Consider the following 25,633-nt stretch of genomic DNA (forward strand, 5'->3'; position numbering starts at 1 on the left):
CGTCAGCACCATCAACCGGCGAACCCGATCAGGAACACGACTCCGTGCCATCACCAACACCTCCAAGGCTCAAGGTGTTGCACTCACCGCTGGCGGGCAGGCAGGCACCATCTGTTACCCGGTCACGCCAGGGCGACGAGGTCGAGCCAGCCGGCGTTGAAGTAGTCGAGCTCGCCGTCGGGCAGCAGGAGGACCTTGGTCGGCGCCAGCCGCTCGACGAACTCGGTGTCGTGGCTGACGAAGATGATCGCCCCGGGCCAGTCGCTGAGGGCGTCGGCGACCGACTCGCGGCTCGCCGGGTCGAGGTTGTTCGTCGGCTCGTCGAGCAGCAGCAGGTTGTTGCGCCCGACCATCAGCATCGACAGCGCCAGCTTGGTCTTCTCCCCGCCCGACAGCGTGCCGGCTTCCTGGAAGACCTTCTCGCCCGACAGCCCGAACATGCCCATCATGCCGCGCAGCTCGGTCTCGGTGAGCACGACGCCCGGCGGCACCTCGGCGCGGATGTTGTCGAGCAGCGAGCGGTCGCCACGCAGGTTGTCGTGCTCCTGGGCGTAGTAGCCGGCGGTGACGTTGTGGCCGAACGTGAACGTCCCGAGATTGGCGTCGGTCTCCCCGGCGAGGATGCGCAGCAGCGACGTCTTGCCGGCACCGTTGAGGCCGAGCACGAGCAGCCGTTCGCCCCGGCCGAGGTCGAACGCCACGTCCTCGAAGATCGGCGGGCCGCCGTAGGCCTTGCAGAGGCCGACGGCCTCGATGACGGTCTTGCCCGCGGCCGGTGGCGGCGGGAACTTCACACGCAGCGTCTTGGTGTGCTTGGGCGCGTCGACGCGACCGGCCTCGAGCCGGGCGATGCGCTTCTCGATGCTGTGGGCCATCGCCGCCTTGGTGGCCTTGGCGCCGAAGCGATCGACCACCGTCTGCAAGCGGTTGATCTCCTTCGACTGGCGGGCGGCCATCTTCGCCTGGCGCTCCTCGTCCTCGCGACGCCCCCGCACGTACTGGGAGTACGTCCCGCGGTACTCGACGATGTGCCCGGTGGCGTCCTCGGCCGGACGGTCGAGGTGCAGCACGCGGGTGATCGCCTCGTCGAGCAGCTCGAGGTCGTGGCTGATCACGAGCAGGGCGCCGCGATACTGGCGCAGGAAACCGAGCAGCCACTCCTTGGCGTCGACGTCGAGGTGGTTGGTGGGCTCGTCGAGGCACAGCACGTCGCTGCCGGCGAAGAGGATGCGGGCGATCTCGACACGGCGCCGCTCGCCGCCCGACAGCACGCCGATGGGGCCGTTGAGCCGGGACGCGTCGAGACCCAGGCCGGCGGCGATGGCCCGGGCCTCGCTCTCGGCGGCGTACCCGCCACTCGCCTGGAACTCCTCCTCGGCCCGGGTGTAGCGGCGGATCGCCCGCTCGTCGGGGTTCTCCTCCATGGCGATGCGCAGCTTCTCGATGCGCGTCATCGCCTCGTCGATGCCGCGGCCCGACAACACGTGGCACACGCCGGTGCGGGCATCGGCGTCGGGCCCCATCCGGGGGTCCTGGGGCAGGTAGCCGAAGTTCCCCTTGCGGATGACCCGCCCGGCGAACGGCTCGGCCTGGCCCCCGAGCACCTTGAAGAGGCTGGTCTTGCCGGCGCCGTTGCGACCGACGAGGCCCACCTTGTCCTTGGGCATGACGGTGAAGTCGACCGACTCGACCACGAGCCGGCCGCCGACCATCACCGAGAGTCCCTGGGCCTGAAGCACCCGTCAAGGTTGGCCGCTCGAACGACCGGTTCCAACCGGGTTACCGGTCGCCGTTGTCTCATCCGAGTGCCGAGGGCCCCGATACTGGTCCCCCGGTACTCGGGCGCCCTTCAGTACTCGGATGTGTGAACGGTCAGCCGTCGCCACCTTCATCAGGCGGCGGGGGCGGCGGAGGCGGCGGGTCGGTCGGGTTCGTCGGCGGAGGGTTGGTCTGGGGAGGATTCGTCGGCGGCGGGTTCGTCGCCGGAGGGTTCGTCGCCGGAGGGTTCGTCGGCTCCGGCTGCGGCTCGGTGGGCTGGGGCGCTTGCGTCTGCGGCGGGTTGGTCGGCTGCGGCCGGGTGTTCTGCGGCGGGTTGGTCCACTGCGGTGGGTTGGTGTACGGCGCCTGGCCCGGAAGCGTGGTGCCGGTGCCGCTCGTGGCCGAGTCGTCGGTGAAGTCGGAGCCGAGGCAGTCGCCGGTGCTGCCATCGGGAGCGTCACCCAGCTCCTCGGCGAGCAGCTCGATCATCCGCGCCCGGCCCGAGTCACTGAGGTGCAGGCCGTCGCCGCCGACGAGGCTCGGGTCCTCGCTGGTCTCGGTCTCCCAGTCGATCACCCGGATGTTGTCGTGCTCGGCGGCGACCTCGTAGACGATGTCGTTCACCTCGGCCCGGTCGGGCCGGTACATGGTGACGGTGTAGAGGATGATCGGCATGCCGGGATCGCTGTCGATCAGCTCGTCGACGATGTCGCGCAGGCCGTCCTCGAACACGTCGGGGTTGGCGCCGTAGTTGTTGCCGAGCATCACCACGGCGACGTCGAAGCCGGCGTCGAGGCGGTCGTCGAGCACGCGCATGCCGAAGTCGATGAACCGTCCCGTCTCGGCGTTGACCTCGACGGCCCAGCCCGCCGGCTCGAGCTGGCGGCAGGCCTCGCCGCCGTACCGCGACGACGTCGACGCCATGATCGAGTCGCCGATCATCAGCACACGGTTGTCGTCGACGAGATCGGCCGTGTCGGCGCCCCCGGCGAAGGTCTCGGGGTCGGCGTCGGCGGCGAACGCCTCCCAGCGGTCACGCGCCGACGCCAGGGCGTTCGGTCGGGCGGCGTCGGAACCGCCGGTCTCGTCGGTCGCCGTCTCGTCGGTTGCCGCTTCGCTCGCCGCCGACCCCGACACGTCGGTGCCGGCCGCCTCGGTCCCGGGCGTCGACACCTCGGTGGCGGACGCGCCGGTGTCGGTGGTGGCAGGCGCGCAGTCGGGGGCCGAGGACTCCGGCAACGTCGACTCCGGCAACGTCGACTCCGGCAACGTCGGCTCGGTCAACGTCGACTCGGTCGATGTCGACTCGGGAACGGATGACTCCGGGACGGTCGACTCCGGGACGGTCGACTCGCTGACCGTGGACGCGGGAACGGAGCCCTCGACGGCGCACGGGTCGACGACGACGGCGGTCACCGGGACCGACGACTCGACGGACGATCCGGCGGCAGTCGGCTCGGCGCCCTCGGTCTCGGCGACCGGCTCGGTGGCCGCGGCCGTGTCCGGCGCCTCGGTGTCGCCGGGCGGCAGTGTCCCGCCGGGCAGCTCCACGACGGCCGGCGCCGCTGCTGCGGCGCCGGAGGCCACGGCGCCGCTGGTGTCAGGCAGGTTGCCGACGTTGGCGACGGTGGGGCTGGCCTCGACCGTCGAGCCTGGGTCGTCGTTGCCGCAACCGGCGACGACGACCCCGGCCGTGAGGACGAGCGCGGCGAAGGAGGGAAGGCGTCGAAGTCGTATCATGGCGGATCGCCGACGAACCTAGCGTTCCGCCTCCGTGCTGTGTCGTCAGTTCTGACGCTGGGCCAGCAGATCGCGGATCTGGCTGAGCAGTGACAGCTCGGTCTCCGCGGTCACTTCCTCCTCGGGCTTGGCCACGTACTTGTTGTAGGCCTTGACGATGAGGAACAGGAAGAAGGCGACGAGGACGAACTTGATCAACGCGTCGATGACCAGCCCGATCGAGATGCGGGCGTCGCCGATGTCGAAGCCGATCTCGGTGAAGTTCGACTTGCCGAAGATGGCGGCGATGATGGGGTTGATCACCCCGTCGAGGACGGCGTTGACGATCTCTTGGAAGTAGAGGGCCATCACCAAGCCGACGGCGATGGTGATGACGTTGCCCTTGTTGATGAAGTCCTTGAACTCCTGGAGCATGACCGGTCCTCCTTGTCTGGCGCAGGATGGCGCAGCACGTGGACCCGGAAGCCTCCGGGCCGAGATCCAGTGAATCACACCGCCGGTGACCCACTCGCGGATCTGGCGCCCCTGCGGCTACCCGTCGGCGGGCACCGGAATGGGCCGGACGTGACCGACGTCGACGTCCTCGAAGCGGTCGATGTCGCGCAACGCCGGGAACGCCACGGACCACACCGCCACGACGCCCATCGTGACCACACCGCCCAGCACGACGGCGGGGCCGACGCCGAGGAGCGAGCTGGCGACGCCGCTCTCGAACGCGCCCACCTCGTTGGACGCACCCACGAAGACGTTCTCCACCGCCGACACCCGGCCGCGCATGTCGTCCGGTGTCGCCAGCGGGACGATCGTCGTGCGGATGAAGACGCTGATGGCGTCGGCACCGGCGAGCACGACGAGGGCGAGGAAGGCGATCGCGTAGTTGCGCGTGAGCCCGAGCACCACCGTCGCGGCACCGAACACGGCGACGACGATCAGCAGGGCGCGGCCGACGCGCCGGCGGATCGGGCGGATCGCCATGGCGGCGGCAAACACCACGGCGCCGATCCCGGGCGCGGCGCGCAGCCAGCCGTAACCGACGTTGCCGGCGCCGAGGCGGTCCTCGGCGATCGCCGGCAACAGGGCGACGGCACCACCGAACAGCACGGCGAACATGTCGAGGGCGATGGCGCCGAAGAGCACCGGCCGTCCGCGGATGAAACGCAGCCCCTCGAGGGCGTGGTGGAACGACGGCTGGACGTCGGCCGACGTCCGGATCTGCGGACGGCGAGTTCGGACCGTGCCGATCGTGATCGCGGCGAGGAGGAAGAAGGCGGCCGCCGCCCCGTAGGGCAGGGCCGGCGACACGTCGTACAGCAGCCCGCTGCTCGCCGGGCCGGCGATGAGCCCGATCTGCCAGGTGGCCGCGTACACCGCCATCACACGGGCGAGACCGCCGTCGGGGGCGACGAGGGGCGGGATCGCCCGGTTGGACGGCGACACGAACGCCCTGGCCGTGCCGAAGACGGCGGCGATGAGGAACATCGGCCCCGCGCTCGTCGGATCGGTGAGGGCATAGAGGACGAAGGCGATCGCCGTGATCGCCTCGACCGACAAGCCGATGGCCGCCACGCGGCGCCGATCGAAGCGGTCGGCGACCGAGCCGGTGACCGGCAGCAGGAGGAACGCCGGGGCGAACTCGACGAGGCCGAGCATGCCGAGGAGGAACTCGCTGTCGGTGATGTCGTAGACGTGCTTGCCGAGAGCGGCGGCCTGGAGGAACATCGCCACTCCCGACATCGTCGACCCGAGCAGGTAGCGGCCGGCCGAGCGGTCCCGCAGAACGTCGAGCGCCGACGGCGGTCGGGCGGGTGGCGCGGGCGGCATCGGCGACGAGCGTACGGCGCCACCGCTCGACGCCCGCCATCCGTTGTGTCAGCCCTTGCGGGTGGCGGCCTCCGCCCGATCCAGCGCGGCACGGACTCCGGCCAGGTTGCGGCCAAGGACCGTCCACGCGCCGGCGTCCGGCGCCAGCGGATGGCAGGCCCAGGCGACCAGACCGTCGGTTCCCGCCGCGGCAGCGCCGGCCTGCTCACCGACCCGCACCGCCCCGGCGATGACGCGGTGGTCACCGAACGACGCGTCATCGATCCCGGCGTTACCGCCGATCGCGACCTCGTTGCGGAGCAACGGCCGGCCCGCCCGGTCCACGTCGAGGCGCTGTCGCATCGCCCCGGACCGTTCGCCCGATCGGCCCCGCACCATGACGTCGCACCAGCGCAGCCGCGAGGACTCGTCGGCCAGCGCGATCGAGGACCGTGCGTGGTGGCGGCAGCCGGTGACGGCCACCGTCGGCTGGGGGGCCCAGTCGAGGGCGGCTCCCGGTCCCACGGTGACGCTGACGTCGAGGGTCGACTCGTCCCCGCTCACGCCCGGATAGGCCAACGAGGCGGCAACGCTGCGGACGACGAGCGACGCGCCGGCGCCGACCACCACGTCGAGGGCGAGCCGGTCCCCACCCAGCGGGGCGGCGGCGCTGCCGACGATCGAGATCTCGGCGGGCCCGGTCCGCCGCAGCGTCAGCGGCGGCTCGGAGCGCAGCTCGGCGACGCGCAGCCGCCCCGCGATCGACTCGACGACGATGCGGGATCGGGCCTCCATCGACGACGCGCTCCCCTGCCGCTCAGCGGGCCAGGGAACCGGCACCGTCGTGGTCGCGATGCTCGTGGTCGTCGTGCTCGTACTCGTGGGCATCGGCGGGCCACGAGCGCAGGCGGCTGCGGATGAAGGCCGCCACAGCGGCGGCGTCGGGCTGGTCGCGCAGGGACGTGATGACGAACGGGAGCTGGCCGCGCTTGGCCGCGGCGTCGGCGGCCATCACTTCGAGGTCGGCCCCGACGTGCGGCGCGAGGTCGCTCTTGTTGATCACCAACAGGTCGGAGGTCTCGATGCCGGGGCCGCCCTTGCGCGGCACCTTGTCGCCGCCGGCGACGTCGATGACGAAGATCTGCACGTCGACGAGCGCCCGGCTGAAGCACGCCGTGAGGTTGTCACCACCGGACTCGACGAGCACGACGTCGGGCGAGAACCGCCGCTCGAGCTCCTCGACGACCTCGACATTCTCACTGATGTCGTCGCGGATCGCCGTGTGCGGGCAGCAGCCGGTCTGCACGGCGACGATGCGCTCGGGTTCGAGCACGGCGCGCCGGTGGAGGATCTCGGCGTCCTCGCGCGTGAAGATGTCGTTCGTCACCACGACCACGTCGAGGTCGGAGAGCGCCCGGCACAGGCAGGCGACGAGCTCGGTCTTGCCGCTGCCGACCGGACCGGCGATGCCGACCCGCAAGGCGGCACCCTCCGGCGGGTGCCGGTGGGGGTGGTCTGGTCCGTGATGCGCTCCCATGGTGTTTCTCTTTCTGCTGCTCTGTGCGTTCAGGTGGCGAAGTGCCGCGTCTCCCACGCGGCGTGGGCGGTCGCGGCGATGTCGACCATTGGCGACGACGACGCCGGCAGGCCGGTCAGCGGACCGCGGGCGGCGGCGACGGCGTCGGCGGCCAGGGCGGCCGACAGCGGGGCGAGGCGGGCGACGATCGCCGCCACACCCACGGGGTCGAGTCCGAGCAGGCGCACGCCGGCCTGGGCCGGCGTCGTGGCCGCGTGATGCAGGGCGAGGGCGGCGATCTGGTCCGCCGAGGCGCCGATCACCGAGCCGGCACAGCCGATCGCCACGCTCTGGTGGGCGCCGTCGGGGCACGCCTCGGCGAGCGTGACGAACACGGCGTCCGGCCAGCAGCGTCCGGAGGCCCGGGCGAGCTGGCGGCCCAGTCGCCGCGACGAGCGCCGCAGCGCGGGCACGAGGATGCGGGCGTCGGCCTCCGCGTCCACGGCGCGGAGCGCGTCGAGGTCGAGCGGACCGGTCAGCGTGGCGGCGGCGATCGCCGCGTCGACGAGCCCCACCGTGGCCAGGCGCGCCGCCACGAACGCCTCGAGCGATGCCTCGTCGGTCACCCGCCCGTCGGCGATCGCCGCCTCGACCCCCGCCGAGTGCGCGTGCCCGCCCGCGGGGAACCTCCCGTCGCCCAGCAACAGCAAACCCAGCAGCGAGTCAATCACGACGAGACTCCGGAGGACAGCGAGCGAAGCGAGCGTCCCGAGGTTCGAACGGGTAGGCGCCCGGAGCGCCAGCGGAGGGTGCCGGCGCGCCGGCCTGCGTGGCCACTGAGCCTCGGCGACCCGCCTGTAGGGAACGCATCAGAAGAGGAAATAGCGCTGGGCCATGGGGAGCTCGGTGGCCGGGGCTTCGGTGACGAGCTCGCCGTCGATGGTGACGGCGAACGTGTCGGGGGCGACGCGCACGTCGGGGCGGGCGTCGTTGTTGGGCAGGTCGTCCTTGGTGAGCCGGCGGCAGTCGGTCACGGCGACCGCTCGCTTGGCGAGGCCGAGCCGGTCGAGGCTGCCGTCGTCGACGGCGAGCGGGGCGACGAAGTTCACGCTGGTGGCCGCCGCGGCACGCGGCGCGGCACCGAACATCGGCCGCGGGTACACGGGCTGGGGCGTGGGGATCGAGGCGTTGGCGTCGCCCATCTGGGCCCAGGCGATGAAGCCGCCCTTGAGCACCACGTGCGGCCGCACACCGAAGAACGCCGGCTCCCACAGGACGAGGTCGGCCAGCTTGCCCACCTCGACCGAACCGATCTCGTGGTCGAGTCCGTGGGCCACGGCCGGGCAGATCGTGTACTTGGCGACGTAACGCCGGGCCCGGTGGTTGTCGGCCGGCCCGTCGCCGGGCAGCGAGCCACGCCGCACCTTCATCACGTGGGCGGTCTGCCACGTGCGGATGACGATCTCGCCGACACGGCCCATCGCCTGGCTGTCGGAGCCGATCATCGAGATCGCCCCCATGTCGTGGAGGATGTCCTCGGCGGCGATGGTGGACGGGCGAATGCGGCTCTCGGCGAACGCCAGGTCCTCGGCGATCTGCGGGTTGAGATGGTGACAGACCATCAGCATGTCGAGGTGCTCGTCGAGCGTGTTCACCGTGTGCGGGCGCGTCGGGTTGGTGGACGACGGCAGCACGTTGGGGTGCGAGCAGACCGTGATGATGTCGGGAGCGTGGCCGCCGCCCGCCCCCTCGGTGTGGTACGTGTGGATCGTCCGCCCGGCGATGGCGGCGAGCGTCGATTCCACGTAGCCGGCCTCGTTGAGCGTGTCGGTGTGGATCGACACCTGCACGCCCTGCTCGTCGGCGATGCGGAGGCAGGCGTCGATCGCCGCCGGCGTGGTGCCCCAGTCCTCGTGGAGCTTGAACCCCGACGCGCCGGCGGCGAGTTGCTCGCGCAGGCCGTCGAGCGACGTCGTGTTGCCCTTGCCGAGCAGGGCGACGTTGACGGGCTGGCCGTCGAGCGCCTCGAACATGCGGGCGAGGTTCCACGCACCGGGGGTGAGGCTGGTGGCCTTGGTGCCCTCGGCCGGGCCCGTGCCCCCGCCGATGAGGGTGGTGGTACCGGCGGCGAGCGCCTCGTCGATCTGCTGCGGGGCGATGAAGTGCACGTGGCTGTCGATGGCGCCGGCGGTGACGATGCGCCCGTTGCCGGCGAGCACCTCGGTGGACGGGCCGATCACCAGGGCCGGGTCGACGCCGTCCATCGTGTCGGGATTGCCGGCCTTGCCGATGCCGACGATGCGCCCGTCCCGGATGCCGATGTCGGCCTTGACGACGCCCCAGTGGTCGAGGATCACGGCGCCCGTGATGACCAGGTCGGGGCTGCCCTCGGCCCTCGTGGCGCGGCCTTGACCCATCGATTCGCGGATGACCTTGCCGCCGCCGAAGACCGCCTCGTCGCCGACGCCCGCCAGATCGCGCTCGACCTCGACGAGCAGGTCGGTGTCGGCGAGGCGGATGCGGTCGCCTGCGGTGGGCCCGAACAGGGCGGCGTAGCGGGCGCGTTCGATCCTCATCGGCCGGCCGCTGGAGAGTCGAGCGGACCCGCGGTCTCGCCCCGAAGTCCCGGCACGATGCGGTCGCCGGCGATGGCGACGAGTGTGACCGTCTGGTCGATGCCGGGCTCGAAGCGCACCGACGTGCCGGCCGGGATGGCGAGCCGGAACCCGCGCGCCGCGGCACGGTCGAACCTGAGCGACGGGTTGGTCTCGGCGAAGTGAAAGTGCGACCCCACCTGGATCGGCCGGTCCCCCGCGTTGACGACCTCCACCTCGACCATCTCCCGCCCGCCGAACAACTCGACGTCCCCCTCCCCGAACAAGATCTCCCCTGGCTTCATTGAATCGGCTCGTGGATGGTGACGAGCTTGGTGCCGTCGGGGAACGTGGCTTCCACCTGGACCTCGGGGAGCAGTTCGGGGACGCCGTCCATCACGTCGTCGCGGGTGAGGACGTGCCGGCCGGCCGCCATCAGGTCGGCGACGGTGCGGCCGTCACGGGCGCCTTCCAGCACGAACGAGCTGATGAGCGCCGTCGCTTCGGGCAGGTTGAGCACGGCGCCACGCGCCTTGCGGTCGCGTGCGACCATGGCGGCGAGCGAGACCATCAACCGCTCCTGTTCGCGGGCTGTCAGCCTCATCGCGACGCACTCATATGGCGAGGAGGCCGGTCAGGGCCTCGGCGTCCGCATCGGCGGTGGAGCCGGCGGCCACGATGGTCCCGCCCTCCATCACGGCGTAGTCGTCGGCGAGTCGCATGGCGAACTCAACGTACTGCTCGACGAGCACGATCGTCATGCCCGTCGTGGCGTGCAGGCGGGCGATGGCGTCCTCGATCTCCATGATGATCGACGGCTGGATGCCCTCGGTGGGCTCGTCGAGGATGAGCAGGCCAGGGCGCGTCGTCAGGGTGCGGGCGATGGCCAGCTGTTGCGCCTGGCCGCCGCTGAGGAGGCCGGCCGGCCGGCCGAGGAGCCGCCGGAGGGCGGGGAAGATCTCGAGCACCTCGTCGACGCGCTCGTCGACGCTCCCGCCGGCCCGGCTGCCCGCCGCCTTGGCAACGACCTCGAGGTTCTGCCGGGCCGTGAGGTGCGGGAACACCGGATGGCCCTGGGGCACGTAGCCGATGCCGGCGCGGGCCCGCTTGAACGGTGACATCCGGCCGATCTCGGTGCCGTCGAGGCGCACCTGACCGGAGCGTATGGGCAGCAGCCCGGTGACGGCGTTGAGCAGCGTGGTCTTGCCGACGCCGTTGCGACCCATGACGCACACGAGGGCGCCGCTCGGCACGTGGAGATCCACGCCGAACAGCACCTGGGTGCGTCCGTAGGCGACGGTGAGGCCGTCGATCTCCAGCTTCACGCGACGCCCTCCACATCGAGCGGGACGGTGGAGCCGTCCGGCACGGCGACGGCGCCGGAGCGCTCGTCACGGGCCCGGCCGAGGTAGACCTCGCGCACCACGGGATCGGCCTGGACCTCGGCCACAGAGCCCTCGGCGAGGACCTTGCCCTCGTGCAGCACGGTGACGGTGTGGGCCCAGCGCCGCAGGAACGCCATGTCGTGTTCGATCACGACGATCGTGTGATCGCCGGCGAGATCGCGGAGCAGCTGCCCGGTCGCCTCGCGTTCCTCCACGCTCATGCCGGCCACCGGCTCGTCGAGCAGCAGCAGCCGGGGCTGCTGGACGAGGAGCATGCCGATCTCCAGCCACTGCTTCTGCCCGTGGCTGAGCACGGCCGCCGGCCGGTCGGCGGCGGCGGCCAGCCCGACCCGATCGATCGTGTCCTGGACGAGCGACGACACGCCGCGGCGGCGACGCAGCAAGGCGGGGATCGGGCGACGGAACGAGGCGGCGAGATCGAGGTTGTCGACGACGCTGAGGGCGTCGAACACCGTCGGCGTCTGGAAGCTGCGCCCGATGCCGAGCTGCACGCGCCGGAAGTCGCGAAGCCCGGTGATGTCGCACCCGTCGAACAGGACGCGCCCCGCGCTCGGCCGGGCGAGCCCGGTGACGACGTCGACGAGCGTGGTCTTTCCGGCCCCGTTGGGGCCGATGAGGAAGCGCAGTTCGCCGTCGTCGACCGAGAGGTCGACGTGATCGATCGCCCGGAAGCCGTCGAACGTCACCGAGACGCCGTCGATGTGCAGGAGGGCGCTCACGACTCCACCCCCGCGGGAGCCGACGCCGATGTCGAGCGCCACGCGACGATCCTCGTCCGGACCGATCTGACGATGCCGACGAGGCCGCCGGGGGCGAACGCCAGCACGACGATGAAGAGTCCGCCCTGGACGTACTGCCAGTCGTCGGGCCGGGCGCTCGACACCGTGTCGCGCAGCCAGTTGACGGCGAGGGCGCCGAGGACGGCGCCCCACAGCGTGCCGCGGCCGCCGACGGCGACCCAGCACACGACGAGGATCGACGGGACGATGCCGAACTGGTTGGGGGCGACGATGCCGATGATCGGCGCGGCCATCGCCCCGGCGATGCCGGCGATGCCGGCAGACGTGGCGAAGCCGATCGTCTTGATGACGGCCGGGTTGTAGCCGAGGAACCGGACGCGTTCCTCGCCGTCACGCACGGCGACGAGCAGGCGGCCGAAGCGGCTGCGCACGAGGATCAGGGCCCCGGCGAGCACGGCGAACAGCACGCCGGCGGCGACCCGGTACAGCCACAGGTTGGTCCCGTCCTCGTACTTGTTGCGACCGAACACGATGGTGAAGTCGGTGAGCCCGTTGAAGCCGGCGGTCAGCGGCAGGTTGCCGATGAGGATGAGCGTGAACACGAGCGCCGTCGCCTGCGTGAGGAGGGCGAAGTAGGGACCACGGACACGTCGGGTGAAGACGAGCAATCCGAGGCCGCTGGCGATCGCCACGGGGATGACCACGGCCAGGAACAGCGTCACGGCGAGGTTGTCGAACGGCCGCCACAGCCACGGCAGCGTGTCGAAGTCGCTGTAGAGCGACATGAAGCTGGGCAGCTCGGACCCGTCGGGCATGTTGGCCAACGACAGGTACATCGCCATGCAGTAGGCGCCGATGCCGAAGAACACACCCTGCCCGAGCACGAGCATCCCGCCGTACCCCCACGCGATGTCGGCGCCGATGGCCAGCGTGGCATAGCAGAGGAACTCGGCCCAGAGCCGGATGTCGGACGAGCCGTCGAGCAGCAGGTCGGGCAGGAACCAGATCACGGCGGCGAAGGCGACGAACGCCGCCCGCCGCGCCCACGCGCTGCCGACGACGGGAAGCAGCCGTGACACCGGCCGCGACGCAGGCTCGGCGGCCGCAGTCACCACCGTCGTGGTCAAGACGTCAGGCCTCTCGTGCGAAGGGTGACCAGGCCGTTGGGGCGGACCTGGAGGAACACGATGACGAGGGCGAACACGAGGGCCTTGCCCATCGTGGCCGACGTGCCGTATTCGAGATAGCTGTTGGCGAGGCCGATGGCGAAGGCGGCGACGAGTGCGCCGCGCAGCTTGCCGAGGCCGCCGACGATCACCACGAGGAACGAGTCGACGATGTAGTTCGACCCGATCGTGAAGCCCACCGAGCCGACCAGGCCGATCGTCACGCCGGCGACGCCGGCGAGGCCCGACCCGATGAAGAACGTCGTGGCATCCACCCGCCCGGTGTCGAGGCCGCTGACCGCGGCGAGCTGGCGGTTCTGCACCACCGCCATCATCCGGTGGCCCTGCGGGAGGCGGTGCATGTAGGCCCACACCCCGGCGATCACCACCGCCGAGACGGCGATGATGAACAGCCGGGTGTGGGTCATCGTCACGCCGGCGACGTGCACGTTGCCCCGCAGCCACGTCGGGACCTTGACGTCGACGGGCTGAGCGCCGAATCGGTCCTTGGCGAACTGCTGGAGCACGAGGCTCACGCCGAACGTGACGAGGAGCGTGTCGAGCGGCCGGCCGTACATGCGCCGGAGCAGCAGCCGTTCGACGAGGAGGCCGAGCGCCCCGGCGACCACGAAGGCCACCGGGAACGCCGTCATGTAGGCGACACCGCTGAGACCGGCGAACAACCCGACCTTGGCCTGCAACACGTACGGGGTGTACGCGCCGGCCATGATCAGTTCACCGTGGGCCATGTTGATGACGCCCATCTGGCCGAACGTGATCGCCAGACCGAGGGCGATCAGCAGCAGGATCGATCCCTGGCTGACCCCGATGAACGACTGGTTGAGGACGGTCTCCACGGCGGCTCGCCCTATCCCTCCGTGGTGGCCGGTGCTGCCTCGCTGGCCGCCGGATCATCCGACCCGGCGGGAGCCGCCGCAGCAGCGGCGTCGCACTCTTGCCGGGCCTCGCCGTCGGCGAGGCCGGCGGCCCACTCGTAGGTGTCGAGGCACGGATCCGGCTCGATGGGCTCACCCGAGTTCCAGACCTCGTCGATCAGACCCTCGGAGTTGACGACCCCGATACGGGCCGTCTTGTAGACGTGATGGTTGAAGGCGTGGACCGTCAGCGGGCCCTCGGGTGTGTCGAGCTCGAGACCGGCGGCGGCGGCGATGACCGCCGGCACGTCGAGGGTCCCGGCCGCTTCGACCGCGGCCGCCCAGATGTAGACGGAGTTGTAGCCGGCTTCCACCGGGTCGGACGTGACCCGATCCTCGCCGTAGGCGGCCTTGAAGGCGGCGACGAACTCCTCGTTCCGCGGGTTGTCGGTCGTCTGGTAGTAGTTCCACGACACGAGATGGCCCTCGATGTTCTCGAGGCCGATGCCGGCCACTTCCTCCTCGGCCACCGACACCGAGATCGTCTGGATCTGGTCGGGGGTGTTGCCCTTGGCCTTGAGCTCCTTGAAGAACGCCACGTTGGTGTCGCCGTTGAGCGTGTTGAACACCACCTGCGGCTCGGCGTCGAGCACCTTCTGCACGACCGTCTGGACGTTCGTGTCGCCGAGCTGCAGGTACTCCTCGCCGACGATCTCCAGGCCGTTGGCCTCGGCGTAGGCCTTGATCTCGGCGTTGGCCGTGCGGGGGAACACGTAGTCCGAGCCGACGAGGAACACCTTGGTGAGACCCTGCTCGACGAGGTAGTCGAGCGCCGGGACGATCTGCTGGTTGGTCGTCGCGCCGGTGTAGAAGATGTTCGGTGAGACCTCGAGGCCCTCGTACTGCACCGGGTAGAACAGCAGGCCGCCGAGGCCTTCGACCACCGGCTTCATCGCCTTGCGGCTCGCCGACGTCCACCCGCCGAAGACGACCGACACGCCGTCGTCGGAGAGGAGCTGCTGGACCTTGTCGGCGAACACCTCGGGCTTCGACTCACCGTCTTCGACCACGGCTTCGATCTGCCGCCCGAGCACGCCGCCGGCAGCGTTGATCTCGTCGATGGCGAGCAGCGTGCTGTCGCGCACGGCGACCTCGCTGATCGCCATCGTGCCGCTCAGGGAGTGGAGCACGCCGACCGTGATCGGGTCCTCCGACGATGCCGACACGCTGGTTGCCGTCGCCGCCGCGGCGGTCACCGCCGAGGCCACCAGCCCGGCCGCGACCAGTCGCGCCAGGGTTCGCCGTCCTGCCATCTGCTTCCTCATTTCTGATGCGACGGTCCCCGTCGTCATCTCTCGCCGTGGCGTCCATCACCACGGGTGCCCGGCGCCGACGGTAGGTAGGAGGTGTTGCCGGACGATGGCCGTCATGTGAACGCCGTGAGTCGAGAAGGCGGAACGCCGCTCGGCACATCCGCGCCGTAACGATGTGAGTACTCGTGTCGAACTCAGCAGATCGACCCGACTACGGTCGACGCGATGAAGGTGCGCGTCGGTGTCGGGCTGGGGGTGCGGACGTGGCTGAACGGGCCCGAGTTCGGAGAGGTCGTCGACACCATCGAGGAGCTGCGCTTCGACAGCCTCTGGGTGTCCGAGCGGATCACCGGGGAGGCGCCCGACCCGGTGGTGGCGATGGCCTACGCCGCCGGCCGCACCTCCCGGCTCAAGTTCGGCATGGCGGTAATGGTGCTGCCGGGCCGCAATCCGGTCGTGCTCGCCAAGGAGATGGCCACGTTGTCGGTGATGTCGGGAGGGCGGCTGTTGCCGGCGTTCGGACTCGGCGCCGCCGACGGCCGCGAGCACGAGGCGTTCGGCGTCACCCGCGGCGAACGGGCTGGCTGGTTCGACGAGGCGATGACCGTGATGCGCAAGTGCTGGAGCGGTGAACCGGTCGTGCACCAGGGTGTGCGATTCCACTACGACGGCCTGCAGGTCAAGCCGGTCCCCCGGCGGCTGGACGTGTGGTTGGGCGGGTTCGCTCCGTCCGAGCTGCGCCGCGTCGGGCGCCTCGCCGACGGCTGGCTGCCCTCGTTCGTCACCCCGGCCGACGCCGAGGCGGGGCGGGCGGTGATCGAGCAAACAGCGGCCGACCACGGACGGTCGATCGATGACGATCACTACGGCGTGCTGATCCCCTACACGCTCGGTTCGGTGCCCGACGCCGTACTCGCCGGCCTGGCCAAGCGGCGTCCGGATCTCGACGATCCGGCCGACCTGATCCCCGTCGGCTGGGATGCGGTCCGCGCCGCGATCAAGCGCTTCGTCGACGTCGGCACGACCAAGTTCGTGATCGTCTCGATGAAGGAGCCGGCATCCGTCGACGCCTGGCAGACCCATCTCACCGTCGCGGCCGCGGAGGTCCTCCCCCTCGAGACCTGAGCCTTGCCCGCGACACGACACGCGCGTGGCGTCGGGTCAGGCGATGCGTGAAGGGTTCACCCAGATCTCGGAATGGTCGAGCCGTTCGCCGTACGGATGGCGGTACTCCACCGGGGTCGGCGGCGGTGGGGCCCCGGGTTTGGGCGGCGTGGGATGGAGTGGGATGATGCGTCTGAAGCGGTCCCGGAACGTCAACCCCATGGGATCGTCGGCGTTGCCCTCGATGGTGAAGTACCCCTGGTGGATCGCGGTGTGGCAGCGGTCGCAGACGCCGACGAGGTTCCAGGTGTCGGTGGGTCCGCCGTCGGCCCAGTGCACGATGTGGTGCACATCGAGCCAGCGCGTGCGATTGCACCACGGGACCCGGCACTTGTGCCCGTCGCGGTGCAGCACCAGGCGGCGGGTCCGTTCGGGAACGATCCGCTGTGTCCGGCCGACCGAGACCGGCTTGCTGTCCCGGATGAACGTCGGGGTGACGTTGCCGTTGCACAGGACCCGTTCGGTCAGCCAGCCGGGCACGCCGTCGCGGGTGATCCAGCAGGCGGACGGCCCATCGCCTCCGTCGACACCGTCGACACCGTCGATGATCGTGTCGAGGTCGATGAACAGGTTGATGCGGTAGCGGTCACGACGCAGCTCGGAGGGTTCGCCGTCGAGGCCCCGTCGGGCCATCTCGGCGAGGGCGTCGACCCAACGGACGCGTGGAGGCGTGTTCGGGTTGGCGACCACCTCGCGGTCGGTGACGGGGTCGGCCGGCGGGTCGGCACTCCGCTGGTGGAACAGCGCGTCCCGGCATTGCTCGAGCGCGTGCTTGACGAGCTGACCGTGTTCGGGCTCGAGTCCGAATCGGCCGTTCAGCCAGCCGTCGGTGTCGGTGCCGAATTCGAAGAACTCGCGGCGCGGTTCGGGATCCTCGGCCGGACGCGGCGTGTCGGCGAGCTTCATCACCTTCACGAAGACCCGCAGCTGCGACAGGGTGCAGTGCGCCGCGACCTCGGCCAGTTCGGCGTCGCGAGTGGCGTCGACCGTGACGGCCAACGCGGCCTGGGCGATCGACAGGCGTCCGTCGGTGAACATGCCGCACCGCACGGGATGCGTGTCGAACGCGGCGGCGACGCGCACCGCCCGGGCGGCTTCGGCCGACGAGAGCCCGAGCTGCCAGCCGAGCCAATGTTCGACGGATCGGACGCCATCGACTGCCCATGTTCCCGTTGATTCGAGGTGCCGAACCAGAGCGACGAGCTCGATATGGGCAGCATTGAGGTGTCCGGCAACGGCGAGCGCCTCACGCTCTTCCCGAGTGTCGCAGATCCCCATGCACGGACCCTAGCACGCCATCAACATGGACACAACACCTGTTCTTACATTTATTTGTTTGCGGCACAATTGTTGCCACCCATCAGAGTGTTGAACGACCCAGTCAGCGCGCCGCGGAGCCGGGATTCCGGGCCCGCCGAGAGCCGAGCAGGTACCCTGGCCCAGATGGTCGGAAGGCGCCCCCGCAGATCAGGTCGAAGAGGATCAGGTCGACGGTCGGCGACGGCAACGCTGGCGACGTGGAGACGACGCCTGCGCTGGGCGCGCCGCGCGCTCGTCCTCGCCTCGCTCGTGGCCGGTGCGTTCAAGGCGCTCGGCACGTCGGGCGGCGGCAGCGGTGGGACTCCACCCGGTGGCGCCGGCCGCCCCTCGCCGTCGGGCGGACCGTCGCCGAGCCCTCGTCGGGCCGAGGCCCGTTCCGAGCCCGGCGCCGATGACACCGTCACCGAGGACGTCACCGCCACCGTCGTCACGCTGAACCGCGTGCGCACGACGGAGAGCGCCACGAGCGAGACGGCCGCCGATTGGGTCGAGGGCGGCGACGGCCACACCGCGCCCGACGGGTTCCCGATCAAGGTCAACGTCCGCTCGGGCATCTACCACGTGCCGGGTGGTCGTGTGTACGAGCGGACCAACGCCGACCGGTGGTACCGCACGACGGAGGCGGCCGAAGCGGACGGCTTCCGTGCCTCCAAGACGACATGACCGATGACATGACGGACGACGTGACGGAGGACATCACGATGAACGGCACGTTCCACGCCAAGCTCGCCACTTCGTGGGTTCGCTCGGGATCGATGCTGTGCGTGGGGCTCGATCCCGACCCGGCCCGTCTCCCCCGCCCGCTCGACGGCGCCCCCGACGCGATCGAGAAGTTCTGCATCGCCATCGTCGACGCCACCGCCGACCTCGTGTGCGCGTTCAAGCCGCAGATCGCCCACTTCTCCGCTCACCGCGCCGAGGGCGCGCTCGAAGCGGTGTGCGCACACATCCGCGAGCACTACCCGGACGTTCCTGTGTTGCTCGATGCCAAGCGGGGCGACATCGGCTCCACTGCCGAGTTCTACGCCAGGGAGGCCTTCGGCCGCTATCGCGCCGATGCCGTCACCTACAACCCGTACCTTGGTACCGATGCCGCCCTGCCGATGCTCGAGCAGGGAGCCGTGGTCGCCATCTGCCGCACGAGCAATCCGGGCAGCGGCGAGCTGCAGGATCTCGACGTGGGAGGCCGGCCGCTCTACGAACGGGTCGCCGAGATGGTCGCCACACGGTGGTCGCAGCACGGCGAGTGCGGCCTGGTCGTCGGCGCCACGTGGCCCGAGCAGCTGCGGAGCGTTCGCGCCATCGCCGGGGACCTCCCGATCCTCGTGCCGGGCGTCGGCGCCCAGGGAGGCGACGTCGTCGCATCGGTGGCCGCGGGGTCCACCGGAGCAGGCACCGGGCTGCTGATGAGCACGTCTCGTGACGTTCTCTACGCCTCGAGCGGCGAGGACTTCGCCGACGCAGCACGTGCTGCCGCGCTGCGCACCATCGACGCGATCAACGCCGCCCCGGTCGCCTGATCAGAGCACGCCGAGCTCGGCGAGCACCGCCCGGGCCTCGTCGGGGCCCTGCACATGGTGCGCCTCGAGCCCCACGGCTGCAGCCGCCTCGGCGTTGACGAGGTTGTCGTCGAAGAAGGCCACGCGGCCGGCGTCGAGGCCGAGCTCGTCGACCACGCGCCGGAAGATCGCCTCGTCGGGCTTGGCCAGGCCGAGCTGGTACGACGGGAAGTGCCGGTCGAACATCGGCAGGATCGTCGTCTCGCAGAACGGCGTCGTCCAGTGGATGACGTTGGTGTTCGACAACGTCGCTGTGGTCACGCCCGCCGCCCGGACCTCGGCGACCAGCTCCGCGGCGCCGGGAAGCAGGTCGCCTGGCCACGCCGCGAACTCGGCGATGAACTCGGCGCGATCGAGCACGACCCCGGTCTCGGCCAGGAAGGCATCGACGTAGGAGTCGGTGTCGAGCGCTCCCCGTTCGAAGTCGAAGTGCGCTCCCGATCCGAGCGCCTTGGCGAAGAAGGTGCCGAGGTCGAGCCGGTGGCGTTGGAGGAACGCCTTGAGCCCGGCGAGGTCGAGGATGACCCCGCCGAGATCGAACACCACGGCATCGACGCGTCGAGACGGCTCGGGAGACGGCATGTGTCGGAGGGTACGGCCACGCTCACCCCCCGGCCACCGTCTTCACGGCGAGGGCGGTCACCACCGCACCACCGGCCACGGCACTCCAACGCCGACCGGCGGGCCCGGTCAGCACCGATCCGGCCGACGCTCCGGCCGCGGCGAGCACCAACTGCCAGCTCACCGACGCCACTCCCACGGCGCCGGCGAACGCCAGGCGCTCGGCCGTCCGGTCGATCTCGCTCATCGACGAGCCGCCGATGAGCGCCGTGAAGTAGAGCAGCGTCGCCGGGTTGACGGCGGTGAGCGCGACGACGGTGAGGAAGGCCCGCCGCGCGGTCGGCGGGACGACGGCGGCCGGGTCGGCCGCTGTCTGCCTCCAGCCCGAGGCCACGAGCCGGACCCCGATGGCGAGGAGCACGACTGCGGCGATGGCCCGCAACGGCACTCGCAGCGGTTCGATGCGGGACGCGAGGATCGCGCCGAACAGCACGGCGACGGTGGCGTACAGCGCGTCGACGACCGCGACACCCGCGGCGGCGGCCGCGCCGACCCGGAGCCCACGGTGGGCGCCGGTCAGGACGATCAGCGCTCCGATGGCACCGACCGGCACGGCGACCCCGTAGCCGGCGACCGCGCCCGACAGGACGGCGCGGATCATCGCACGGTGGCGGGTCGTCGCTCCTCGCTGACGGTGGTCTGCTGGCGCCCGGCGGCCATCGGCTCGGCACTCGGGCGATCGCTCAGACACAGGTTCATGGTGCAAGTGTGGCGGGACCGCCGGCCCTCGGCGACGGGAGTTTCGTCACGTCACGGACACCTACCGGCTCTCAGCAAGCTCTCAGCGTCGGGGGCCACAATGAGCCCGTGACCTCGCACCTCCTGATCGTCGACGACGAGGACAACCTGCGCACGATGCTGGTCGCCGCGCTCAGCCATCACGGCTTCCGGGTCTCCTCGGTCGCCAACGGCCGGGACGCTCTTGCCGCCGTCACGGCAGCGGCCGGTGCCGACGTACCCGATCTGGTCGTGCTCGACGTGATGCTGCCCGACCTCGACGGCTTCGAGGTCTGCCGGCGCATGCGCCAGGCCGGCAACCACACGCCGGTGCTCTTCCTGACCGCCCGTGACACCACCGCCGATGCCGTCCGCGGGCTCACGCTCGGCGGCGACGACTACATGCAGAAGCCGTTCAGCCTGGAGGAGTTGGTGGCCCGGATCACGGCAGTGCTGCGACGGGCGGGCCAGACCCGGACGGAGACGGCGGTGCTCACGTGCGCCGACCTCAGCCTCGACGACGACGCCCATCGCGTCGTGCGGGGCGGCCAGGACATCTCGCTCTCACCCACCGAGTACAACCTGCTGCGGTACCTCATGCTCAACCAGGGTCGCGTGGTGTCGAAGGCACAGATCCTCGACTACGTCTGGCACTACGACTTCGGCGGCAACGACGGGATCGTCGAGACCTACGTCGGCTACCTGCGCCGCAAGCTCGACAACACCCCGGACGGCGAGACCCGACCCGACCTCATCAAGACCGTCCGCGGCGTGGGCTACGTGCTGCGCCCACCGACGTGACCGGCGGCCTCTCCCTCCGCACCCGCGTCCTCGCCGGGATGGGGGTGGTGGTGGTGACGCTGGTGCTCGTCGCCTTCGCCGTCACGTCGCTCACCCGCCGGCACCTCACCGACCAGATCGACGACAACCTGCGCCAGGCGGTGGCCACGCCCGGAGCGAGCTACGACGGCCCCAACCGTCCGGCGCCGCCGCGCCCGCGACTCGCCGACTACATCGAGGGCAACTGCGAGCGAGGCGCCTTCGAGTGGGGGTACCACCCCGCCGTCTCGTCGACCCAGGAGCTGCCCGAGCTCGACTGCGAGGCGCTCGCCGACATGCTGGCGAACCATTCGATCCGCACGCTGACCGGAGACGGAGGGCAGCAGTGGAGAGCGATCGCGTCCACCGAGGGGGTGATCGTCGGGCTGCCGCTCGACGACGTGCGCGAGACCGTGCGGCGGCTGATCGCCGTCGAGGCGATCGCCCTCGGCGCCACGACGATCGTGCTCGGGCTCGTCTCGTGGTGGGTCATTCGCCTCGGCATCAAGCCGGTCAAGCAGATGACCGCGACGGCGGCGGCGATCGCCGCCGGTGACCTCAGCCAGCGCGTTCCCGACCTGCCTCCGTCGACCGAGGCGGGGCAGCTCGGCCAGGCGCTCAACCACATGATGGAGCAACTGGAGGGTGCCTTCAACGAACGAACACGGTCGCAGCGTCGCCTGCAGCAGTTCGTCGCCGACGCGTCGCACGAACTGCGGACACCGGTCACCACCATCCGCGGCTACGCCGAGCTGTACCGGCTCGGCGGGCTGAGCACCGGCGACGAACTGTCCGAGGCGATGCGCCGGACGGAGGACGAGGCCGTGCGCATGTCCCGCCTCGTCGACGACATGCTGTCGCTCGCCAAGTTCGACGAGGGCCGTCCGCTCGAGCGCCGTGACGTCGACCTCGCCCGCATCGTCACCGATGCCGCCGCCGACGCCCGCGCTGTCCAGCCCGACCGCCGCGTCACCGTCGACGCTCCGGCGCCCGCCGTGGCCAACGGCGACGAGGACCGGCTGCGCCAGGTGGTCGCCAACATCGTCGGCAACGCCCTCGTGCACACCCCGCCCGGCACCCCCATCGACCTGGCGGCCCGGGTCACCGACTCGAGCGTCGTGGTCACCGTGACCGACCATGGTCCCGGTATGCCCCCCGATGTCGCGGCCAAGGTGACCGAGCGGTTCTACCGCGCCGACCCGGGCCGGGCCCGGGCCCGCGGTGGCAGCGGGCTCGGCATGGCCATCGTCGACGCCGCCGTGTCCGCCCACGGCGGGAGCGTCACCGTGGCCAGCGAGGTCGGCTCGGGCACCACCGTGACCGTCACGCTCCCCCGCCCCATGCCCCCGCCGACGGTCGGCGCGCCGAGGCACTAGCCGGACACCGTCTCCGCCTCGTCGGGGTGGCCCGAGCGACGTTTGTCCAGGTAGATGACGCCCGACGGCTCCGACCCGACGTTGATGTCAAGTTTGGGTTACGTTGCGCTCTCGTGCGGAGTGACGTAGGACACAGGGCGCATGCCGGGCGGGGCCGGCGCGACGGGGACGGCCGATGGCGGCGGTAGCGATTGCTCCCCCGGAGACCATCCTCGACGTCGAGGACCTCCGCACGCACTTCCTCACCCCGCGTGGCCGGGTCCGCGCGGTGGACGGCGTCAACCTCACGCTGAAGCGGGGCACGACGCTCGGTCTCGTCGGCGAGTCGGGCTCGGGCAAGACGATCTTCTCCCGCTCGGTGATGAACCTCCTGCCCAAGGAGAACGTCCGGCGGACGGGCCGCATCTCGTTCATGGGCCGTGAGCTGATCGGCCTCGACGACAACGAGATGCGCAAGCTGTGCGGGCCCGACCTGGCGATGGTGTTCCAGGACCCGATGAGCTCGCTGAACCCGGTGATGACCATCGGCAAGCAGATCACCGAGGGACTGCGGCGCCACCTCAAGCTCAACCGCAGCGGCGCCCACGACACGGCGGTGACGCTCCTGCGGTCGGTCAACATCCCCGAAGCCGAGCGGCGGTTCCACGAGTATCCGCACCAGCTGTCCGGCGGCATGCGCCAACGCGTGATGATCGCCCTGGCGCTGGCCTGCGGCCCACGGCTCCTGTTCGCCGACGAGCCGACGACCGCGCTCGACGTGACGGTGCAGGCCGACATCCTCAACCTGCTCCAGGACCAGCAGACCGAACGGTTCATGACGATGGTGCTCGTCACCCACGACCTCGGCGTGGTCGCTGGCCGGACCGACGAGATCGCCGTGATGTACGCCGGGCGGATCGTCGAGCAGGCGCCGACGACCGTGCTGTTCTCGAGCATGCGGCATCCCTACTCGGAAGCGCTGCTCCGCTCGATCCCCAAGATCGAGGACCCCAGCCACACGCGGTTGCGCGTGATCACGGGACGGCCGCCCGATCTCGTCGCGCCCCCGCCCGGGTGCAAGTTCGCCCCGCGCTGCCCCTACGCACAACCGCAGTGCGAGATCGACGAGCCGACGCTCCAGGAGGCATCGAGCACGGGGCACCGGTTCGCCTGCCACCTGCCGCTCGGCACACCCGAGAATGCGGCAGCATTGCAATCGAATCTCGACAAGGGCCGGCCGCAGGCCCTGGCGATGCTCGACAGTTCGGCATCGTCGTGATCCAACAACACAACGGGCCCGCGGGTCCGTCGACAAGGGGGAAGACAATGAGACGGAGCAAGCGAACGGCAGCGCTCCTCGCCGGCCTCACGGCGGCGCTCGCCATGACCGCGTCGAGCACCATCGGCGCGGCGACAGAGCCGCCGGGGGGCACCGAAGCGGACAGTGACGCCTCCGCCCCGGTGTTGGAGGGACCGGGCGAGAACCACGTGGGTGACGAAGGTGAGCCCGTCCAGGGCGGCGACCTCGTGTACGGCATCGAGGCCGACTCGGCCAATGGCTGGGCGCCCTATCGCACGAGCACGGCGACCGCCGGCTACGTGATGTTCGACTCCGTGTCGGACCCGCTGTTCGCGGCGACCGACACGGGCGAGATCGCCCCGATGCTGGTCGAATCGTGGGAGGCCAACGAGGACTACACCGTCTGGACGTTCAACATCCGCGAGGGCGTGACGTTCCACGACGGCACGCCGCTCGACGGCCCGGCCGTGGCGTTCAACATCGACAGCTGCCGCGGCTCGGCCCTGACGGGCGCCGCCCTCACGACGATCGCGTCGGTCGAGGGTGAGGGACAGACCGTCACGGTGACGCTCCACACGCCGAACGTCGTCCTGCCCCGCGGGTTCACCGAGCGCCAGTGCGCCTACATGTTCTCGCCTGACTGGCTGCGCAGCCTGCCCGACATCCCGCAGCGGCTCGAGGGCAACCTGGTGTACGACGAGGAGCTCGCTGCCACGCCGGCCGAGGGAGACCCGACCCAGCCGGTGGGGCTCGGCGCGTTCGTGTTCGAGTCGTACTCGCCGGGCAACGGCAACAGCTTCCGCCTCGTCCGCAACGAGGACTACTGGCGCGGCCCCAACGGCGTGACCGGCGAGAGCCTGCCGTACCTCGACTCGATCGAAGGGGTCGTGTCGGTCGACATCGACAGCCGGTCGAACTCGGTGGAGTCCGGCGAGTTCGACGTCATCCACTCGTCCAACACCGACGAGATCGCCCAGTTCCTCGACGCCGGCGAGCTCGAGGTGACGTCGTCGAGCCGCTACGGCGACACGAACTACATCATGCTCAACGTGGCCGAGGGCGACATCGACCCCGAGGGGACCAACGCCGACAGCCCGCTGCTGAACGTGCACTGCCGCCGGGCGCTCGCGTTCGCGACCGACCAGCAGCGACTGATCGACGAGCGCGGCGCCGGGCTCGGCACCCCGGCGACCGGTCCGTTCACCCCGGACATGATCGGCTACCTCGAGGACAGCGGGTACCCGACCTACGATCCCGAGCAGGCCCAAGGCGAGATGGACACGTGCCTCAGTGAGCTGGGGACCGACTCGATCCAGTTCTCGTTCAACACCACGAACGACCCGTTCAACGTCGAGACCAACACGCTGATGATCTCGATGTGGCAAGAGGTGTTCGGCGATCAGGTCAACGCCACGATCGAGCCGATCGAGCAGGGCCAGTACATCGGTCTCGCCCTCGTCGGCACGTTCAACGCCTTCGCCTGGCGCAACCACGGCGGCATCGACCCCGACACCCAGAACTACTGGTGGCACAGCGCCTCGGCGGCGCCCATCGGGGCCCTGGCTCTGAACTTCGGTCGCTTCCGTGATCCCGACATCGACGCCCAGCTGGAGATCCTGCGGACGAACCCCGATCCCGCGGCCCGCGTCGCCGCTGCCGAGGAGGTCAACCGCATCTTCGGCGAGCAGGTGTACAACCTGTGGACCTCGTGGGCCATCTGGGGCGTCATCTCGCAGCCCTACGTCAACGGCGTGGAGACCAACGCGATCCCCGGCTCCGACGAGCCCGGCCTCGGGCTGGCGTTCTCCGGACGGCACCGGATGAACCAGATCTGGTGCAACGAGGGCGTCTGCGAGTAAGCCCGAGCAGG

General features: G+C 70.6%; 25 protein-coding genes. 7 read left to right on the forward strand and 18 right to left on the reverse strand.

The annotated features are described in order from the left end of the window. Positions 1-122 precede the first annotated feature (122 nt). The 15 genes from DN771_RS16330 to urtA form a co-directional block, all read right to left on the reverse strand. On the reverse strand, positions 123-1,739 hold the full coding sequence (locus DN771_RS16330; RefSeq protein WP_205528622.1) for an ABC-F family ATP-binding cassette domain-containing protein: 1,617 nt from the start codon (positions 1,737-1,739) through the stop codon (positions 123-125). A gap of 133 nt (positions 1,740-1,872) precedes the next feature. Beyond that, on the reverse strand, positions 1,873-3,498 hold the full coding sequence (locus DN771_RS16335) for an SGNH/GDSL hydrolase family protein (protein WP_116998618.1): 1,626 nt from the start codon (positions 3,496-3,498) through the stop codon (positions 1,873-1,875). A 45-nt stretch (positions 3,499-3,543) separates the two neighbouring features. After that, positions 3,544-3,912 (reverse strand): large conductance mechanosensitive channel protein MscL, encoded by a 369-nt coding sequence (mscL, locus tag DN771_RS16340; protein WP_116998619.1) that lies wholly within the window; start codon positions 3,910-3,912, stop codon positions 3,544-3,546. 117 nt (positions 3,913-4,029) lie between these two features. Further along, positions 4,030-5,319 carry an MFS transporter gene (locus DN771_RS16345; RefSeq protein ID WP_116998620.1) on the reverse strand — a complete coding sequence of 430 codons (1,290 nt, stop codon included), beginning with the start codon at positions 5,317-5,319 and terminating at the stop codon, positions 4,030-4,032. 48 nt (positions 5,320-5,367) lie between these two features. Next, positions 5,368-6,093 carry an urease accessory protein UreD gene (locus tag DN771_RS16350; protein ID WP_162942026.1) on the reverse strand — a complete coding sequence of 242 codons (726 nt, stop codon included), beginning with the start codon at positions 6,091-6,093 and terminating at the stop codon, positions 5,368-5,370. A gap of 22 nt (positions 6,094-6,115) precedes the next feature. Further along, complete coding sequence (gene ureG, locus DN771_RS16355; RefSeq protein ID WP_116998622.1) at positions 6,116-6,835, reverse strand: urease accessory protein UreG; 720 nt, start codon at positions 6,833-6,835, stop codon at positions 6,116-6,118. 29 nt (positions 6,836-6,864) lie between these two features. Then, positions 6,865-7,545, reverse strand: a complete 681-nt coding sequence (locus DN771_RS16360; protein ID WP_227462380.1) for an urease accessory protein UreF — start codon at positions 7,543-7,545, stop codon at positions 6,865-6,867. A 138-nt stretch (positions 7,546-7,683) separates the two neighbouring features. Then, positions 7,684-9,390, reverse strand: coding sequence for an urease subunit alpha (locus tag DN771_RS16365; protein WP_116998623.1), 1,707 nt, complete (start codon positions 9,388-9,390; stop codon positions 7,684-7,686). Continuing rightward, complete coding sequence (locus DN771_RS16370; protein ID WP_116998624.1) at positions 9,387-9,713, reverse strand: urease subunit beta; 327 nt, start codon at positions 9,711-9,713, stop codon at positions 9,387-9,389. The genes DN771_RS16365 and DN771_RS16370 overlap by 4 nt, the downstream gene beginning before the upstream one ends. Then, positions 9,710-10,012 carry an urease subunit gamma gene (locus DN771_RS16375; RefSeq protein ID WP_116998625.1) on the reverse strand — a complete coding sequence of 101 codons (303 nt, stop codon included), beginning with the start codon at positions 10,010-10,012 and terminating at the stop codon, positions 9,710-9,712. The genes DN771_RS16370 and DN771_RS16375 overlap by 4 nt, the downstream gene beginning before the upstream one ends. Before the next feature lie 10 nt (positions 10,013-10,022). Further along, positions 10,023-10,733: an urea ABC transporter ATP-binding subunit UrtE gene (gene urtE / locus DN771_RS16380; protein ID WP_116998626.1), complete on the reverse strand. Its 711-nt coding sequence runs from the start codon at positions 10,731-10,733 to the stop codon at positions 10,023-10,025. Continuing rightward, complete coding sequence (gene urtD / locus DN771_RS16385; RefSeq protein WP_116998719.1) at positions 10,730-11,533, reverse strand: urea ABC transporter ATP-binding protein UrtD; 804 nt, start codon at positions 11,531-11,533, stop codon at positions 10,730-10,732. The genes urtE and urtD overlap by 4 nt, the downstream gene beginning before the upstream one ends. Then, positions 11,530-12,666: an urea ABC transporter permease subunit UrtC gene (gene urtC / locus DN771_RS16390; protein WP_162942027.1), complete on the reverse strand. Its 1,137-nt coding sequence runs from the start codon at positions 12,664-12,666 to the stop codon at positions 11,530-11,532. The genes urtD and urtC overlap by 4 nt, the downstream gene beginning before the upstream one ends. Positions 12,667-12,677: 11 nt before the next feature. After that, positions 12,678-13,577 (reverse strand): urea ABC transporter permease subunit UrtB, encoded by a 900-nt coding sequence (urtB, locus tag DN771_RS16395; RefSeq protein ID WP_116998628.1) that lies wholly within the window; start codon positions 13,575-13,577, stop codon positions 12,678-12,680. A gap of 11 nt (positions 13,578-13,588) precedes the next feature. Next, entirely contained in the window at positions 13,589-14,908 is a 1,320-nt protein-coding gene (gene urtA / locus DN771_RS16400) for an urea ABC transporter substrate-binding protein (protein WP_116998629.1), read from the reverse strand. A gap of 225 nt (positions 14,909-15,133) precedes the next feature. Here urtA and DN771_RS16405 point away from each other — a divergent pair, with 225 nt between their 5' ends. Further along, positions 15,134-16,033: an LLM class flavin-dependent oxidoreductase gene (locus DN771_RS16405; RefSeq protein WP_116998630.1), complete on the forward strand. Its 900-nt coding sequence runs from the start codon at positions 15,134-15,136 to the stop codon at positions 16,031-16,033. Positions 16,034-16,069: 36 nt separating this feature from the next. On the opposite strand, the gene DN771_RS16410 is transcribed toward DN771_RS16405, so the two are convergent. Beyond that, entirely contained in the window at positions 16,070-17,350 is a 1,281-nt protein-coding gene (locus DN771_RS16410) for an HNH endonuclease (RefSeq protein ID WP_116998631.1), read from the reverse strand. 291 nt (positions 17,351-17,641) lie between these two features. Between DN771_RS16410 and DN771_RS16415 the strand changes: the two genes are divergently transcribed. Continuing rightward, complete coding sequence (locus tag DN771_RS16415; protein ID WP_116998632.1) at positions 17,642-18,055, forward strand: sunset domain-containing protein; 414 nt, start codon at positions 17,642-17,644, stop codon at positions 18,053-18,055. Between the two features lie 8 nt (positions 18,056-18,063). Continuing rightward, positions 18,064-18,912 (forward strand): orotidine-5'-phosphate decarboxylase, encoded by an 849-nt coding sequence (pyrF, locus tag DN771_RS16420; protein ID WP_227462381.1) that lies wholly within the window; start codon positions 18,064-18,066, stop codon positions 18,910-18,912. Here pyrF and DN771_RS16425 read toward each other — a convergent pair whose 3' ends face one another. Together DN771_RS16425 and DN771_RS16430 are read right to left on the reverse strand one after the other, a co-directional pair. Then, on the reverse strand, positions 18,913-19,533 hold the full coding sequence (locus DN771_RS16425; RefSeq protein WP_116998633.1) for an HAD family hydrolase: 621 nt from the start codon (positions 19,531-19,533) through the stop codon (positions 18,913-18,915). It abuts the gene before it with no gap. Positions 19,534-19,555: 22 nt separating this feature from the next. Beyond that, on the reverse strand, positions 19,556-20,173 hold the full coding sequence (locus tag DN771_RS16430; RefSeq protein ID WP_116998634.1) for a LysE family transporter: 618 nt from the start codon (positions 20,171-20,173) through the stop codon (positions 19,556-19,558). A 206-nt stretch (positions 20,174-20,379) separates the two neighbouring features. Here DN771_RS16430 and DN771_RS16435 point away from each other — a divergent pair, with 206 nt between their 5' ends. The 4 genes from DN771_RS16435 (at position 20,380) to DN771_RS16450 (ending at position 25,622) form a co-directional block, all read left to right on the forward strand. Further along, complete coding sequence (locus DN771_RS16435; RefSeq protein ID WP_227462382.1) at positions 20,380-21,090, forward strand: response regulator transcription factor; 711 nt, start codon at positions 20,380-20,382, stop codon at positions 21,088-21,090. Continuing rightward, complete coding sequence (locus DN771_RS30700; protein WP_116998635.1) at positions 21,087-22,484, forward strand: sensor histidine kinase; 1,398 nt, start codon at positions 21,087-21,089, stop codon at positions 22,482-22,484. The genes DN771_RS16435 and DN771_RS30700 overlap by 4 nt, the downstream gene beginning before the upstream one ends. Positions 22,485-22,659: 175 nt before the next feature. Next, positions 22,660-23,742, forward strand: coding sequence for an ABC transporter ATP-binding protein (locus tag DN771_RS16445; protein ID WP_116998636.1), 1,083 nt, complete (start codon positions 22,660-22,662; stop codon positions 23,740-23,742). A gap of 47 nt (positions 23,743-23,789) precedes the next feature. Next, entirely contained in the window at positions 23,790-25,622 is a 1,833-nt protein-coding gene (locus tag DN771_RS16450; RefSeq protein WP_116998637.1) for an ABC transporter substrate-binding protein, read from the forward strand. Positions 25,623-25,633: the final 11 nt, after the last annotated feature.

It is taken from the genome of Desertimonas flava, assembly GCF_003426815.1.
Lineage (GTDB): Bacteria > Actinomycetota > Acidimicrobiia > Acidimicrobiales > Ilumatobacteraceae > Desertimonas > Desertimonas flava.